At 50.0% G+C, this 14,852-nt stretch carries 14 protein-coding genes; all 14 read left to right on the forward strand.

Features of this window, described 5'->3' with window-relative positions; genetic code table 11:
* Nucleotides 1-16: 16 nt before the first annotated feature.
* The 14 genes from FEZ21_RS11290 (at nucleotide 17) to FEZ21_RS11355 (ending at nucleotide 14,813) form a co-directional block, all read left to right on the forward strand.
* Entirely contained in the window at nucleotides 17-1,258 is a 1,242-nt protein-coding gene (locus FEZ21_RS11290) for a hypothetical protein (RefSeq protein ID WP_178092370.1), read from the forward strand.
* Entirely contained in the window at nucleotides 1,255-2,223 is a 969-nt protein-coding gene (locus tag FEZ21_RS11295) for a glycosyltransferase (protein ID WP_003447119.1), read from the forward strand. The genes FEZ21_RS11290 and FEZ21_RS11295 overlap by 4 nt, the downstream gene beginning before the upstream one ends.
* 70 nt (nucleotides 2,224-2,293) lie before the next feature.
* Nucleotides 2,294-2,998, forward strand: a complete 705-nt coding sequence (locus tag FEZ21_RS11300; protein ID WP_010656177.1) for an NAD(P)-dependent oxidoreductase — start codon at nucleotides 2,294-2,296, stop codon at nucleotides 2,996-2,998.
* A 13-nt stretch (nucleotides 2,999-3,011) separates the two neighbouring features.
* Nucleotides 3,012-4,148 (forward strand): glycosyltransferase, encoded by a 1,137-nt coding sequence (locus FEZ21_RS11305; protein ID WP_003447121.1) that lies wholly within the window; start codon nucleotides 3,012-3,014, stop codon nucleotides 4,146-4,148.
* 48 nt (nucleotides 4,149-4,196) lie between these two features.
* Nucleotides 4,197-5,231: a polysaccharide biosynthesis protein gene (locus FEZ21_RS11310; protein WP_003447122.1), complete on the forward strand. Its 1,035-nt coding sequence runs from the start codon at nucleotides 4,197-4,199 to the stop codon at nucleotides 5,229-5,231.
* Between the two features lie 2 nt (nucleotides 5,232-5,233).
* The gene (locus tag FEZ21_RS11315; protein ID WP_160627126.1) at nucleotides 5,234-6,352 is read left to right on the forward strand and encodes a capsular polysaccharide biosynthesis protein CapF; all 1,119 of its coding nucleotides are present in this window, start codon (nucleotides 5,234-5,236) and stop codon (nucleotides 6,350-6,352) included.
* A 22-nt stretch (nucleotides 6,353-6,374) separates the two neighbouring features.
* Nucleotides 6,375-7,505, forward strand: coding sequence for a non-hydrolyzing UDP-N-acetylglucosamine 2-epimerase (gene wecB / locus FEZ21_RS11320; RefSeq protein ID WP_003447124.1), 1,131 nt, complete (start codon nucleotides 6,375-6,377; stop codon nucleotides 7,503-7,505).
* 4 nt (nucleotides 7,506-7,509) lie between these two features.
* Complete coding sequence (locus FEZ21_RS11325) at nucleotides 7,510-8,742, forward strand: glycosyltransferase family 4 protein (protein ID WP_003447125.1); 1,233 nt, start codon at nucleotides 7,510-7,512, stop codon at nucleotides 8,740-8,742.
* A 51-nt stretch (nucleotides 8,743-8,793) separates the two neighbouring features.
* Nucleotides 8,794-9,387, forward strand: coding sequence for a sugar transferase (locus tag FEZ21_RS11330; RefSeq protein WP_010656174.1), 594 nt, complete (start codon nucleotides 8,794-8,796; stop codon nucleotides 9,385-9,387).
* Entirely contained in the window at nucleotides 9,387-10,004 is a 618-nt protein-coding gene (locus FEZ21_RS11335) for an acetyltransferase (RefSeq protein ID WP_003447127.1), read from the forward strand. Before FEZ21_RS11330 ends, FEZ21_RS11335 begins: the two co-directional genes overlap by 1 nt.
* 990 nt (nucleotides 10,005-10,994) lie before the next feature.
* Nucleotides 10,995-11,522 carry a transcription/translation regulatory transformer protein RfaH gene (gene rfaH / locus FEZ21_RS11340; protein ID WP_165439653.1) on the forward strand — a complete coding sequence of 176 codons (528 nt, stop codon included), beginning with the start codon at nucleotides 10,995-10,997 and terminating at the stop codon, nucleotides 11,520-11,522.
* A 158-nt stretch (nucleotides 11,523-11,680) separates the two neighbouring features.
* A complete protein-coding gene (gene rfbA, locus FEZ21_RS11345) occupies nucleotides 11,681-12,574 on the forward strand; it encodes a glucose-1-phosphate thymidylyltransferase RfbA (protein ID WP_003447135.1) in 894 nt (297 codons plus the stop codon).
* The gene (gene rfbC, locus FEZ21_RS11350; protein ID WP_160627128.1) at nucleotides 12,571-13,125 is read left to right on the forward strand and encodes a dTDP-4-dehydrorhamnose 3,5-epimerase; all 555 of its coding nucleotides are present in this window, start codon (nucleotides 12,571-12,573) and stop codon (nucleotides 13,123-13,125) included. The genes rfbA and rfbC overlap by 4 nt, the downstream gene beginning before the upstream one ends.
* A 509-nt stretch (nucleotides 13,126-13,634) precedes the next feature.
* Nucleotides 13,635-14,813 (forward strand): DegT/DnrJ/EryC1/StrS aminotransferase family protein, encoded by a 1,179-nt coding sequence (locus tag FEZ21_RS11355; RefSeq protein ID WP_160627130.1) that lies wholly within the window; start codon nucleotides 13,635-13,637, stop codon nucleotides 14,811-14,813.
* Nucleotides 14,814-14,852 lie beyond the last annotated feature (39 nt).

Below are 14,852 nucleotides of genomic sequence, written 5' to 3' on the forward strand. Positions count from 1 at the left end.
TTTTATAGTGCTGATAATGTTTCTGGTCTACCAAGTAAAAAATAGATTTTACTTTGGTGTGGTGAGTTACTTACTAAGCATCTATCTGGCATCTTTTTTTTGCTCTATTGTTCTCAGTGAGGCCTTCGACTATTCCAAGAGCTTTAATCTGGATACGGAGGCGGTGCTCTATTTTTCTGCACTTGTTTTTATTCTTTTGTCGGGGTTTACAATCTTCAAGGATGCTGAGGTTGAATGTATTTCGCTTGATAATTTCAGGGCGCTGAAGATTATCGAGTGGATAATGATTCCATTGTCGCTTTTCGCTCTGCTATTTTTTGCGATGAGCGCCGCTATCGCGTTGGCTGGAGACGTTGAGTCAAACCGTAATATGATCGCCGCTGGCGGCGTTTCATATGTTGAGCAATACGGAGTGATCAATACAATTTGTTCATTGATCGCGAACCTGTTCCTGCTGAATATGTTATTTGCGTTTTTGAACCTTTCTGAAGGCTATCCTGGGAGCAGGCTGAAAGCGTTTGTGCACTTGTTCTGCAGTACCGTATATATATTTTATATATTGTCTTATGTCGGGCGTGACGGTTTTGTGTACTGGGCCATGTCGCTGGGTTTTTTTCTGTTGTTTTTTCGAGGGTTTATGCCCAAGAGAAACATACTGCTGCTAGTAGTGTGTGCGGCAAGCCTGGCTGTTCCGGCACTGTTGGTATTTATTAAAATTACGATGTCACGCTTTGGTGGAGAGGGTTCCTCCGAAGTGCTGGGAGCGCTGCTCGACTATGCGGGGCAGCAGGTCTTTCACTTCAGTGAGCACTACCTGGTCGATGCACCACCGTTAGGTGGCAAGATGGATTTTGCACCGGTCAGCGTACTGAAAGCAGCGTTATTTGGTGAGGTTTATGAGCCCTTTGATCGTGAGGCATGGTTTGCCATTTATTTGGACAAGGGCGTCACTCCCTGGGTGTTCACGACAGTAATCGGCTCTTTCCTGCACGATTTTGGCCGCATTGGTTGTGTTGTAGCGATTGTGCTTATATTTTTGCTGGTTCGGACATTGCTTTACCGTGCCAAGGTCAGTGGCATTTTCAAATTGTCTGAACTCATTATGTTTATTTTGATGTTTCAGATTGTTTCGTGGGGTGTGTTTTACTATCGGCAATATTCAGCATTCTTTTATATTGTTGCGATGCTGCTTTTATTCTTGTTTTTCAAACTTTCGGGTGGGACGAGGACCTTGTTGATATTTAAGGTGGCGAAATGAGTATGGCATCCAAGCCTGTCGTTAGCGTTGTATGTGTTGTTTATAATCAAGAACAATACATTTCGCAGGCGATTGAGTCGTTTTTATGTCAGGAGACCAATTTTTGTTATGAGATTGTTATTCATGACGATGCCTCGACTGACCGTACACCTGATGTGATCAACCGGTACTGCGAACAATACCCGGGCAGAATAAAGTATGTAAGGCAGCCCAAAAACGTCTATTCCCAAGGGGCGCGAATTTTTGATACCGCCATCGCCTTTTCCTCGGGGGAGTTTGTTGCTCTTTGTGAGGGTGATGACTTTTGGACGGACCCGAAAAAGTTGCAGCTTCAATATGATTACCTGGTGGCCAACCCTGACATGGGCGCAGTGTTCGGTGATGCAAATGTTTATTACCAGGCATCGGGAGTGACCCTGTTTGCCCACGACCGCTCCCGTGGGGTAGTGCCGCCGGCAGGATGGGTCAAGGAGTCGCTGCTGAGAGCAAATCCCTACAAAACATGTACAGTCATGTTGCGACGCGAAGCCGTGCAGGGCTATGCGGTTCACGCTAGCAGGCTACAGGCTAAAATGGATGACTATGTGGCGTGGCTCCATATTGCCGGACATTACAGGATAGGCTATTTGCCAGAAGTATTGGGCACCTACCGGGTACTCGAACAGAGTGCTTCGCATTTTTCAGAAGGAAAGGGCAAGCTCCGATTCGAGAGAAGCGCTTATAAAGTATCGACTTATTTTTGTGATCGATACGGAAGTGCTCTGCCCAGAAACGTGTTGAGGTCCGGCTACTCCTTTAATATGTTCATGTATTTTTGCAGGGCTAGAAAGTTCAAGGCGGCTCTGGGCTATGTCTATTGTTCAGCGGAGTTCTTCCGGTTACTTTGGGCTGGGGTATACCGTGCCGTATGGAGAAAAGCCAAACGGCTACGCGGTGGCGTAGACCGTAGCAGAGTGACGCAGTGATGCACGCGGTGTCGAAGGTGGCGTTCGGTAACGGCATATATTTAGATTGCCAAACTTCGTGGGGTGGCATGTGAAAAAAGTGATAGGTGGTGGCCTTCTTGCGAAGAGCTTTTCTGGCCTTGGTTTCTCTGCCGATTGCCTTATTCTTGCTTCTGGGGTTTCCAATTCAGCGGAGCAACGGGCGTCCGAGTTCCGCCGCGAGTTTGAGCTTGTGCGGAATCAGATTGAAGATAATCCAATGTTGCCTGTAGTTTATTTCTCTACCTGCAGCGTTTATCAGAAAAAGCAGACACCCTACACGCGTCATAAACTGGAAATGGAAGAGTACGTCTCGAAGCATGCGGATTCGTTTTATATTTACCGATTACCGCAGGTGGTAGGTGTCGTAAAAAATCTTACGCTGATCAGTTATTTGGTGAATGCGGTTCTTGATGGTGAAACGGTTACCGTTCAGAAGTATGCAAAAAGAAATCTCCTGGATATCAAGGACGTTGTAAGGCTTTCTCACTATCTTATTGAAAATAAGATAGGGTGTAACACTATTCAAAACCTGGCGTCGATTGCGGCTGTTCCAATTGCAGATATTTTGTCTGAGGTCTCGAGCATTCTGGGTGTAAGTGCGCGCTCAAATGTGGTTGAACTGGGTGAGAGCTATGATATTTCTGTTGATTTCATCATCGAGCAATTTGGCAAGGCTGACCCAGTTTTGAGTGACAACTACTGGACACAAGTGCTGCGCAGCTACGTACCACTGCTTTCAAAGGGAACTGATTGATGGGATATCCTCTATGACAAATCCAAGCGCCCCCAAGATTCTGATCAATTGCTCCAACTTGCACGTTGGGGGGGCGGTTGCAGTGGCATCGTCATTTATTGATTGTCTCAGCCGATTTGAGGACGTTCGCGCAGACATATCGTTGCTGATTTCTTCGCTGGTCCTGAAAAATCTTAATTCATTGGGGACCGATACCTCGATTTTCAAGAGTGTGATAGTGCTGGATTGCTACGGAATTAAATCGCTGTGGCAGGGCGTCGATAAACACTTTATCGGCCAGGATGTTGTATTTACTGTGTTCGGCCCGTCCTATTTTTTGTTTAAACGTACCCATCACTTATTTGGATTTGCTCAGCCGTCTATTATTTATCCGAATAATTCGATGACTGAGCGAATGGGCTTGATACCGCGCCTAAAGCTAAAGGCAAAGTTCAAGCTGCAGGAGTTGTTTTTTTCGCGAGCTGATCAGTTTGTCGTAGAGCTTGAGCATGTGAAAGTGGGGCTTGAGAAGTTGTACTTCTTTCAGGGTAAGCCGATCGATGTTGTATATAGTACGGTGGACTCGGTATTCAGTCAGCCTGAGCGCTGGCAGCCGGTGGCCATTCCCGATACGACGTCTATCAAGCTTGGTATCATCTCGCGCAACTACCCGCACAAGAATCTGGCTTGCCTGCCGATGTTGAAACAGGTACTGCGCGAGCGCCATTCTCTTGCTGTTGATTTTTTTGTGACGTTCCCCGAGCAGGAGTGGAAGCAATGTACGCCATTTTTCAGGGCGAATATCGTCAACGTAGGTCCCTTGACTCTCACTCAGTGTCCAAGTTTCTACACCGCGATGGACGGAGTTATTTTTCCGAGCCTGCTGGAGTGCTTTTCTGCTGTGCCGATCGAAACCATGATGATGAAACGGCCGCTTTTTGCTTCTGATCTGCCCTTTATCAGGGACTGTTGCCATGAGCATGCACACTATTTTGATCCGCTGAACGTTGATGCCATGGCTGACGTAATCGCTGACTATTACTCAGCTTTGCCAGCAGCACACGAAAAACCGCTTGCAGATGCTTACGACTTTGTCCAAGGCTACCCGGGGCCGAATCAGCGGGCCCAAGCGTATCTTGATCTTGTGCTCAAAGCTGCAGCGCAGCGTTAACAACATTAATACCTATTTTGATATTTTTACCGAATTCGGGGGATGTATATGTTTAAAGATAAAACCCTTTTGATTACCGGTGGGACCGGCTCGTTCGGGAACGCTGTGCTCAAGCGCTTTCTCGATGGTGATATCGGCGAAATTCGTATCTTCAGCCGGGACGAGAAAAAGCAAGACGACATGCGCAAGCGTTATGCAAGTTCGAAGCTGAAGTTTTACATTGGTGATGTCAGAGACTATCAAAGTGTCCTTAACGCCACGCGTGGTGTTGACTTCATTTATCATGCCGCCGCTCTCAAGCAGGTTCCATCCTGTGAGTTTCACCCGATGGAAGCTGTCAAAACCAACGTTATCGGCACCGATAACGTTCTTGAAGCTGCTATCCAGAACCAGGTCAGCCGGGTCGTGTGCCTTAGCACCGACAAAGCGGTTTACCCGATCAATGCCATGGGTATTTCCAAGGCAATGATGGAAAAGGTGATGGTTGCCAAGTCGCGCAACGTCGATGAGAAAAAAACCGTCATCTGCGGGACACGCTACGGTAACGTGATGGCGTCCCGTGGCTCGGTTATTCCGTTGTTTATCGAGCAGATCCGTGCCGGTAAGTCTCTGTCGATTACCGATCCGAACATGACACGCTTCATGATGACGCTTGCTGACGCCGTGGATCTGGTTCTCTATGCCTTTGAGCATGGCAACAACGGTGATCTGTTCGTGCAAAAAGCACCCGCTGCGACGGTTGAGACACTCGCCCATGCATTGACGGATCTTCTGGGCAAGCCAGACCATCCGGTGCAGATCATCGGTACTCGTCACGGCGAAAAGTTGTACGAAGCGCTGTTGAGTCGCGAAGAAATGGCCTGCGCCGAAGATCGCGGTGATTACTTCCGTGTACCGCCAGACCTGCGTGATCTCAACTACAGCAAGTTTGTTGAAGAGGGCGAAGAAAAGATCTCCCGCACCGAAGACTATAACTCGCACAATACCCAGCGCCTGGATATTGAGGGTATGCAGAAGTTGCTGTTGAAGCTTGACTTCATGCGCGCCATCCAGCGCGGCGAGCATGCTACGCCCGAGGAGTGATCATGAAAGTTCTTATCACAGGTGCGAACGGGTTCGTCGGTAAAAATTTGACCGTCCATTTAGGCGAACGCCAGGACGTCGAAGTTTTTCGTTTTTCCCGGGAAAATGCCCCCCAGGAGCTGGCTCCACTGGTAGCACAGGTTGATTTTGTATTTCACCTGGCAGGTGTGAACCGTCCGCAGGATCCAGAAGAGTTCAAAACCGGGAATGCTGATCTGACCCGTGAGTTGGCAGAGGCGATTGCCGCCAGTGGCCGCAAGATCCCTCTGATCTATACCTCGTCGATCCAGGCAGCCCAGGATAATGCCTATGGTTCAAGCAAGCGTGCTGCCGAAGAGGCATTGAACAAGCTCGCTGCCGAGCACGGCTCGCCTGTGTACCTGTTCCGTTTGCCTAATGTCTTTGGTAAATGGGCGCGTCCGAACTATAACTCTGCGGTCGCCACTTTTTGCCATAACATCGCCCGTGGGCTGCCTGTACAGATCAACGATCCCGGCGCAAGTATTACGCTTGTCTATATCGATGATGTAATCAGGAGCTTTATTTCGGTGATGGACGGGCTGGTCGTGCCGGCGCCATTCAACGAAGTGGTGCCGCAGTATCAGATTACGGTCGGAGAACTTTCGCAGCAGTTGCAAGCTTTCCGCGACAGTCGTGGCACTTTGATCACCGAGCGTGTGGGAACGGGCCTGACTCGTGCTCTGTACTCTACCTACCTCAGCTACCTGCCTCCGGAAAGCTTTACCTATGAGGTGCCTAAATATGGTGATCCTCGTGGTGAGTTTGTGGAAATGCTCAAAACCCCTGATGCCGGGCAGTTTTCATTTTTTACCGCCCATCCGGGTGTCACGCGGGGCGGGCACTATCACCATTCCAAGACTGAAAAGTTCCTGGTCATCCGTGGTGAAGCCTGCTTCAGATTCAGGCATATCGTTTCCGGCGAGTTTTATGAGCTGTTCACCGACGGCGTGAAACCGGTCATTGTTGAAACGGTACCTGGATGGACGCACGACATCACGAATGTGGGTGAAGGCGAAATGATAGTCATGCTTTGGGCAAATGAAATTTTTGACCGGGAGCATCCTGATACTTACGCCTTGGCGGTCGGTACGCAGGCTTGAGGGGAAGAGGCGGAGAATGAACATGAAGCAGATGAAAGTTGTAACTGTTGTAGGTACTCGACCGGAGATTATCCGTCTGTCGCGCGTGATGGCGGCCTTGGACGAGCATTGTGAGCATATTCTGGTCCACACGGGCCAGAACTATGACTACGAACTCAATCAGATTTTTTTTGATGATCTTGGTATTCGTAAACCGGATTTCTTCCTCAATGCAGCAGGTGCCAGCGGTGCGGAAACGATCGGTAATGTGATCATTGCAGTCGATCGGGTACTGGCAGAAGTGAACCCTGAGGCACTCTTGGTGCTGGGGGACACTAACAGCTGCATGGCTGTTATTCCTGCCAAACGTCGCAAGATTCCTACGTTCCATATGGAAGCCGGTAATCGTTGTTTTGATATGCGCGTTCCGGAAGAGATCAACCGCCGCATTGTTGACCACACCGCGGATATCAACCTGACGTATAGCACCATTGCGCGTGATTACCTGTTGCGTGAAGGTTTGCCGCCAGACATGGTCATCAAGACCGGTAGCCCGATGTTTGAAGTACTTCAATACTATCGTCCGGGTATTGAAGCGTCTGATGTACTTGAGCGCCTGGGTCTTGAAGCCGGCAAGTTTTTTGTGGTCAGCGCACACCGTGAAGAGAATATCGATTCCGATAAGAACTTCCTGAAGTTGGTGGATGTGTTGAACGAGGTCGCCGCACATTTCGGGTACCCGGTAATCGTTTCAACCCACCCTCGCACGCAAAAACGCGTTGACGCGCTGGGCATCACATTTCATGAAAATGTGCGTTTGCTCAAGCCCTTGGGCTTCAAGGATTACAACAAGCTGCAACTGGAGTCCAAGGCAGCACTGTCTGACAGCGGTACCATCAATGAAGAATCATCGATTCTCAACTTCCCGGCCCTGAACCTGCGCGAAGCCCATGAGCGTCCAGAGGGTATGGAAGAGGCGGCGGTGATGATGGTTGGCCTGGAAGTGGAGCGCGTAATGCAGGGCCTGCAGTTGCTCGACAGCCAGGAGCGCGGGACTGACCGTACGTTGCGTCTTGTCGCAGATTACAGCATGCCAAACGTTGCCGCTAAAGTGGTTCGAATCATTCACAGCTATCGTGATTATGTGATGCGTGTAGTCTGGAAAAGGTATTAATTAAATGGCAGTCCGTGTTTTGCTTTTGACTCAGTGGTTCGATCCAGAACCCACATTCAAGGGATTGGTTTTTGCACGAGAGCTGGTGAAGCAGGGATTTGACGTCGAGGTGGTTACCGGATTTCCCAACTACCCAGGCGGCAAGATTTATCCTGGCTTCAAGATGCGCTTGATTCAGAAAGAAGTAATTGATGGAGTCAAGGTTACACGGCTGCCTTTATACCCAAGTCATGGTCAAAGTGGTTTGGGCAGGGTCGCGAACTATATAAGCTTTGCGGCCACAAGTTTATTCTACGGTTTGTTTGGTGCAAAACGTCCGGATGTGATCTACGCCTATCATCCGCCGTTGACGGTGGGTATTGCCGCCGTGTTCATCAGGTTTTTTCGCCGTGTGCCAGTGGTCTATGACATTCAGGACATGTGGCCTGATACGTTGCGGGCAACGGGGATGTTTTCAAACGAAAAGGCATTGAATGTCGTTTCAAAAGTATGTGATTGGGTCTATCGCCATGTTGATCAAGTCGTGGTCCTGTCGCCGGGCTTCAAGCGTCTGCTGATCGAGCGTGATGTGCCCGAAAAGAAAATCGAGGTTATTTATAACTGGTGCGCCGAAGATCAGATTACGGCAAGCACCCACCAGGTTCCGGACGGTTTTCCCGACGCATCGCGCTTTCGTGTGCTTTTTGCCGGGAATATGGGGAAAGCCCAGGCACTCGATTCGGTGCTCGATGCGGCCAAAATTTTGCAGTTGCGCGACAAGGCCATGGTTTTCGTATTTCTGGGTGGCGGTGTCGAAGTCAAGCGCCTGGAGCAAAGGGTGAGCGATGAGGGGTTGAATAATGTGGTGTTCCTGCCGGCGGTTTCCATGGCGCAGGTCGGCAACTACCTGAGCAGCGCGGATGCGTTGCTGGTCCACCTTAAAAAAGACCCATTGTTTACTATCACCATTCCCTCCAAGACGCAGGCGTACATGGCAGTGGGCAAGCCGTTGCTGATGGGTGTGGATGGTGATGCGGCGGACCTGGTCAACCAAAGCGGATGTGGCCATATTGCACAATCACAAGATCCTGATTCATTGGTTGATGCGGTTGATAAACTCATGAACGCCACACCCGCCGAGCGCGCTGCGATGTCCGAGAACGGGCGTGATTTCTATCGCGCCAATTTGTCCTTGCGCAAGGGTGTCGAAAGTTTTGCAGTGATCTTCAAGCGACTGGCCGGGAAGCGTGGTCAGTGACAGCCTTGGAAGTTAAAGTGTCAATATCAGGACAGAGTGCGGGATTGCCAGATGCTTAAGCGGTTATTTGATGTAGTTGCGTCGTTTTTCGGGCTGTTATTGCTTTCGCCCGTCATTGCTGTTGTCGCCTGGCAAGTCCGTCGGAAGCTGGGCACACCTGTACTTTTTCGTCAGGTACGTCCGGGGTTACATGGCAAACCCTTTGAGATGATCAAGTTCCGCACCATGAAAGACGCGTGCGACGCGCATGGCAACCCACTCCCTGACTCTGAACGCATGACAGCATTTGGCTCGTTCCTGCGTTCCAGCAGTCTGGATGAGCTTCCAGGCTTGTGGAATGTTTTAAAAGGCGAGATGAGCTTGGTTGGGCCGCGTCCGTTATTAATGGAATACCTGCCGCTTTACAACGCGCAACAGTACCGCCGGCACGAAGTTCGTCCTGGTGTAACCGGCTGGGCACAAGTCAACGGACGTAATGCGTTGAGCTGGGAAGATAAGTTTAAACTCGATGTATGGTACGTAGACAACCGGAGTATCTGGCTGGATGTGAAGATTGTCTTCCTGACGCTGAAAAAAGTGCTCATCCGAGAGGGGATCAGTGCCGATGGTGAAGTAACCATGTCGAAGTTTACGGGGGGGCAATAATGAAGCGCTTAGCCATTGTCGGCGCCGGGGGCCATGGCAAGGTCGTTGCTGATACGGCGGAGTGTTGTGGCTGGGAAGTTGTCGAGTTCTTTGAAGACAACTGGTCTGGTCGAGAGACGAACGGCGCCTGGCGTATTGCAGGTGATACTTCGACTTTGTTGAACCATGCCCGTGATTACGATGGTGTCGTTGTGGCCATCGGAAACAATGCGGTACGCCTCGCCAAGCTCAAGGAGCTGGCGGGGGCAGGGGCGCAGTTGGTTTCGTTGATCCACCCCGACGCAACAATCAGCCGTTATGCTGCGATAGGTACGGGGTCGGTGGTTTTCGCAGGCGTAGTGGTGAATGCCGGTGCGCAAGTCGGATCAGGTGCGATTCTTAATACGGGATGCAGTATTGATCACGACTGCGTACTTGGTGATGCTGTACATGTCAGTCCGGGCGCCAGACTTGCTGGCACTGTCCAGGTTGGCAGCATGAGCTGGATCGGTATCGGCGCCTGTGTCAGACAGTCCACACAGATCGGTTCTCATGTGATTGTGGGTGCAGGTGCGGCGGTAGTCAGTGATGTAGCTGATTCGCAGACAGTCGTTGGCGTACCGGCCAGGCCACGTTAAGCGGGCATGCGGTGTGTTGACCATGGGTGGCCATAAATAATTGCGGCGGACGAACCGGCGAATAATACGCCCCTTACTTTCCTCATCGAAATTAAGGGGTAATGTGTTGCGCTGACACTCTCTTGTTTTTCCCCCTGGCCGTCTTTTACTACTGAAGAAACCGACGCGAAACGCGATGTCATCGTTCAAAAAGGGCAATTATTTGATCGGCAAAGACTGCCAATAATTTTGAAATAATTTACTGCCTGGTCTGGCACCGAATATGCAACTGTGTTGCAAACAGCAATGTTATTCTCGATTTGGCACTGTTGGTGTCGGATCGTGATGGTTGAACTTCATCGGAAACAAATCGGATAACGCCGGCTCCTGGTCATTTACACGAATGAGGCCGCAATACCTGCCATTCAAGCAGCAGATCAGAGCAGCAGATCACAATCGTTGGGCGAATGGTGAGCGGATCTGGCAGATCCCGGCCAGCGAGTGATTGTTTTTTTGCGTATGAAATGCGCGCCAGTGGTCGTACTGTCATTTACTTGAAGGCCAGACAGGTATCCCCAAAGGCCTAATGTACCTTTTGGCTGTCTGCCCGCTTAAGGCATCCCGGGTACAGGAGATACAAAAGCAAGGTCCGCAACGCGGTGATGTTGAATTGAGAGGTGAGAACTGTATCATCCGCGCAGGGTTCTAAATTTTGGCGATCATTGAGCCTGTGCACATCCACAGAATTCACATGAATGCGTTTCAGGTAGGGGTCTATAGCCTGAGCAGATAGGGTTGGTGCTTGACTAGATGGTGGCATAACGAGCATCGGCAAAGGAACTGTTGACGCTGTGTCAAATTCATCACTCATTCGTCGACGTTCCGATGCAGTCGGGGTGAACCCACAGCGGTGATTCTATTTGGCCGCTATGGATAAGAAACAAGCCAGATGCGAGGCACTGGCGATTGCACCATACAATGGTAAACGGAAGACCCATTAATGAAATGCCCATGTCCATAACAAGCCCCGCAGCAGCCTGCGTGGCCATTACATCCAAGCCAGGCGACTGGTACTTGGTGCAGTGCAAACCCAGACAAGACGAGCGGGCTGAAGAAAACCTTCAGCGCCAGGGTTATGACTGCTCGCGCCCATCCTGCCGGCGCGAAACCCTCGTACGTGGTCAATTGCAATCCACTCGAGAGTCCTTATTCCCAGGCTATCTGTTTATACACATGCCCCAGGGCGCTAACTGGGCACCCTTGCGTTCCACGCGGGGCGTAGCTCGCATAGTGGCTTTTGGTGGCCGGCCTCTGGCCGTTAGCCATGATCTTATTATTCAACTGCAAGAACGCGCCAACACGCACGCTATCGCCGCGTACAGCCCAGGCGACAAAGTTGCCATTCTTGATCAGGGCTTCGCAGGTATTGAGTCCATATTCATGACCATGGACGGAGAAGAAAGAGTCATTCTGCTTATCAATTTGATGAATCGTCAGCAACAGATCAGTTTGCCAGTGACCAGTATTGGCAATCGCTAAGTAAAACTCAGGCTATGGCCTGAGTAATGAGAAACCCCGTTTTCAGGAAATCGACGTTGAATCCTGGGGCGGTAGCGTGTTTTTCAAAATAAAATTCAAACGATCACCTGTTGGCATCAAAGGTGGTTTAGCCGAATAGTTAAGGAAGAGCCAGAAACATGACCACCATTAAGCGTAAAGGCATCATTCTCGCTGGCGGCTCAGGTACACGCCTGCACCCGTTGACTTTAGGCGTCTCCAAACAGATGTTGCCTATCTATGACAAGCCGATGATTTTCTACCCTCTATCGGTCTTGATGTTGGCGGGCATGCGAGAAATCCTGATTATCTCTACCCCGGAAGACCTGCCTTGCTTTAAAAAATTGCTGGGTGATGGCAGCCAATACGGCATTGAACTCAGCTACGCTGAACAGCCGAGTCCCGATGGATTAGCGCAGGCTTTTATCATCGGCGAGGAGTTCATCGGTGAAGATCCAGTCTGCCTGATCCTTGGCGACAACATTTTTTATGGTCAATATTTTTCCGACAATCTGCGTTCGGCCATGTCCCGGACGACAGGCGCAACGGTCTTCGGCTACCACGTCTCCGATCCTGAACGTTTTGGTGTTGTTGAATTCGACGCTGCCGGTTGCGCGATCAGTATTGAAGAAAAGCCAGCAATACCAAAATCCAAATATGCTGTTACGGGCTTGTATTTTTACGATAATCGCGTCGTCGAAATCGCAAAAAAAATAAAACCCTCTTCACGGGGCGAGCTTGAAATTACAGACGTCAATCGAGCGTATTTAGAGACTCAAAGCTTAACTGTTGAACTGCTGGGGCGTGGTTTTGCCTGGCTAGATACGGGAACGCATGAGTCTTTGCTAGAAGCGAGCCACTTCGTGCATACGATTGAACACCGACAGGGATTGAAAGTCGCTTGTTTGGAAGAGATAGCGTTCAATAAAGGATGGATCACGCCAGAAAAACTAGAGGCCCAAGGACGAAAACTTGAAAAGACAGGTTATGGCCAATATCTGTTGAGACTCTTTTTTGAAAGTAATCAGAAATGAAAATAACCCGCGCTGAAATCCCCGATATTCTCATTATAGAGCCTGTTATTTATAAAGACTCACGTGGTTGGTTCATGGAGACTTTTAACCATAAGCAATTTGCAGAAAGTTTACAGTCCTTAAATATACCCAGCCCTGAGTCATTTGTTCAAGATAATCACTCATGCTCTTCCAAGGGCGTCTTGAGAGGGCTCCACTACCAAGAGTCACCGCATGCGCAAGGAAAACTGGTGAGGGTCGTGAAGGGATCCGTATATGACGTGGTTGTGGACATCCGAAAAGACTCACCCAGTTATTTGCAATGGTTCGGGATTGAGCTGAGTTGTACTAACAATCTTATGCTATGGATTCCTGAAGGCTTTGCTCATGGTTTCGTTGCCTTGGAAGAAGATACACATTTTTTGTATAAGACAACTGACTATTATCATAAAGAATCTGAGCGCTCAATTTTATGGAGTGACCCTGCATTGGGCATTCGCTGGCCTGAGTTGGGGGGGTACAAAATCAGCGAAAAAGATGCTGAGGCTTTGCCGTTTGACGCTGCACATTGATACTCGGGAGCGGAGAGTCTGTTCTGGTATGAGTCTCCCGTGGTGAACACCGCCACGGCATGGCTTCTATAGGCAGCGCAAGAATGTAAAACTGTGGAGAGTGCGGTATTCGCAGCTATAAACGGTTTAGTGCACAGCGAGTGTTGGCACAGGTGTTGTGGCTTTTGCTGGGGGGCAAGTCCGGCGCGGCGACTGGTTGTGGTTTTATCCTGAGTCCCGCCTGCAGTATCGATCACGATTGTTTTTTGGACGAATGTGTTCAGGTTAGTCCCGGCGCGAGGCTTGCCGGGACAGTACGTGTTCTCCGCTTGCGCTGGATCGGTATTGGTGCGAGCGTAAACCAGTCTATAAATATCGGCTGTAATATCAACATCGATGCCGGTACCGCGTTTTTGAATCACTTGACGAAATAAGAGCCGTTGCAGTTTTCCTGCTAGCGGCTTGGGGAGATAAATGCACTCCCGGTATGCGCAGACTGCTTTTTAACTTTTATTCGTGGGTACTGAATTGTGTTGAATACACCTTTTTCTCCTTGGCCTTCCTTCACCGTAGAAGAGGCTGACGCTGTCCGCGATGTCATATTATCCAATAAGGTCAACTACTGGACCGGTCAAGAAACGCGGACTTTTGAAAAAGAATTCGCGGCCTGGTCAGGTACTGAATATGCAATTGCCCTTGCCAACGGCACTGTAGCCCTTGACCTGGCATTAAAAGCGCTCGGGATCGGAGCGGGTGATGAGGTGATAGTTACCTCTCGTACGTTCCTGGCTTCGGTTTCAAGCATCGTCAATGCGGGTGCGGTACCCGTTTTCGCAGATGTCGACCTGGATTCGCAAAATTTTACGGCTGAAACCATCCGTGCAGTTTTGACTCCGCATACCAAAGCGCTGATCTGCGTTCATTTGGCCGGCTGGCCATGTGATATGGATCCGATCATGGCGTTGGCCAATGAGCATGGGCTAAAGGTGATTGAAGATTGTGCCCAGGCCCACGGTGCTCATTACAAAGGCAGGCCGGTCGGTTCTATCGGCCATGTAGGTGCCTGGTCATTCTGTCAGGATAAAATCATGACCACCGGCGGCGAAGGTGGAATGGTCACCACTAATGATCGACAACTGTGGGCTGATATGTGGGCTTACAAAGACCACGGCAAGAGTTGGGAAGCTGTTTATGAGCGAGACCATGCCCCTGGCTTCCGTTGGCTGCATGAAAGTTTTGGTACGAACTGGCGTATGCTCGAAGTACAAGCCGTTATTGGACGTATTCAATTGCGTCGCATGCAGGACTGGCAAGCGTCTCGCCTGAGCAATGCCATGCGTATTTGGGATGCGGCTCGGCAATTGCCAGCACTGCGGGTTCCTGTACTACCTGCCGATGACGTGCATGCTGCGTACAAATGCTACGTGTTTGTGCGTCCTCAAGACTTGAAGGCTGGCTGGTCCCGGGATCGCATTCTCAATGAAATGGTCTCTCGCGGCGTGCCGGCTTTTTCCGGTTCATGTTCCGAGGTTTACCTTGAGAAGGCTTTTGACAATACGGGCTGGCGGCCTGAGCAACGCCTTGCCAATGCGAAGGAGCTGGGTGAGACGAGCATGATGTTTTTGGTGCATCCAACACTCACAGAACAGGAAATCAGTTTGACCTGTAAGGTATTGAGTGAAGTTGTTGAGGAAGCATCACTGGTGTGAGATATAACCTTGCGATGGGTAGCCAGGAGCATTGAGCAG

It is taken from the genome of Pseudomonas sp. 9.1(2019) (genome assembly GCF_009910445.1).
Taxonomy (GTDB): Bacteria; Pseudomonadota; Gammaproteobacteria; order Pseudomonadales; family Pseudomonadaceae; genus Aquipseudomonas; species Aquipseudomonas paraversuta.

Excerpts from the sequence above, each read along its gene's own strand:
- FEZ21_RS11295 (WP_003447119.1), top strand. The coding sequence starts at position 1,255 with ATGAGTATGGCATCCAAGCCTGTCGTTAGCGTTGTATGTGTTGTTTAT.
- FEZ21_RS11315 (WP_160627126.1), top strand. The coding sequence starts at position 5,234 with ATGAAAGTTCTTATCACAGGTGCGAACGGGTTCGTCGGTAAAAATTTG.
- FEZ21_RS11290 (WP_178092370.1), top strand. The coding sequence starts at position 17 with ATGTTTCTGGTCTACCAAGTAAAAAATAGATTTTACTTTGGTGTGGTG.
- rfbA (WP_003447135.1), top strand. The coding sequence starts at position 11,681 with ATGACCACCATTAAGCGTAAAGGCATCATTCTCGCTGGCGGCTCAGGT.
- rfbC (WP_160627128.1), top strand. The coding sequence starts at position 12,571 with ATGAAAATAACCCGCGCTGAAATCCCCGATATTCTCATTATAGAGCCT.
- FEZ21_RS11330 (WP_010656174.1), top strand. The coding sequence starts at position 8,794 with ATGCTTAAGCGGTTATTTGATGTAGTTGCGTCGTTTTTCGGGCTGTTA.
- FEZ21_RS11325 (WP_003447125.1), top strand. The coding sequence starts at position 7,510 with ATGGCAGTCCGTGTTTTGCTTTTGACTCAGTGGTTCGATCCAGAACCC.
- FEZ21_RS11335 (WP_003447127.1), top strand. The coding sequence starts at position 9,387 with ATGAAGCGCTTAGCCATTGTCGGCGCCGGGGGCCATGGCAAGGTCGTT.
- FEZ21_RS11305 (WP_003447121.1), top strand. The coding sequence starts at position 3,012 with ATGACAAATCCAAGCGCCCCCAAGATTCTGATCAATTGCTCCAACTTG.
- wecB (WP_003447124.1), top strand. The coding sequence starts at position 6,375 with ATGAAGCAGATGAAAGTTGTAACTGTTGTAGGTACTCGACCGGAGATT.
- FEZ21_RS11310 (WP_003447122.1), top strand. The coding sequence starts at position 4,197 with ATGTTTAAAGATAAAACCCTTTTGATTACCGGTGGGACCGGCTCGTTC.
- rfaH (WP_165439653.1), top strand. The coding sequence starts at position 10,995 with ATGTCCATAACAAGCCCCGCAGCAGCCTGCGTGGCCATTACATCCAAG.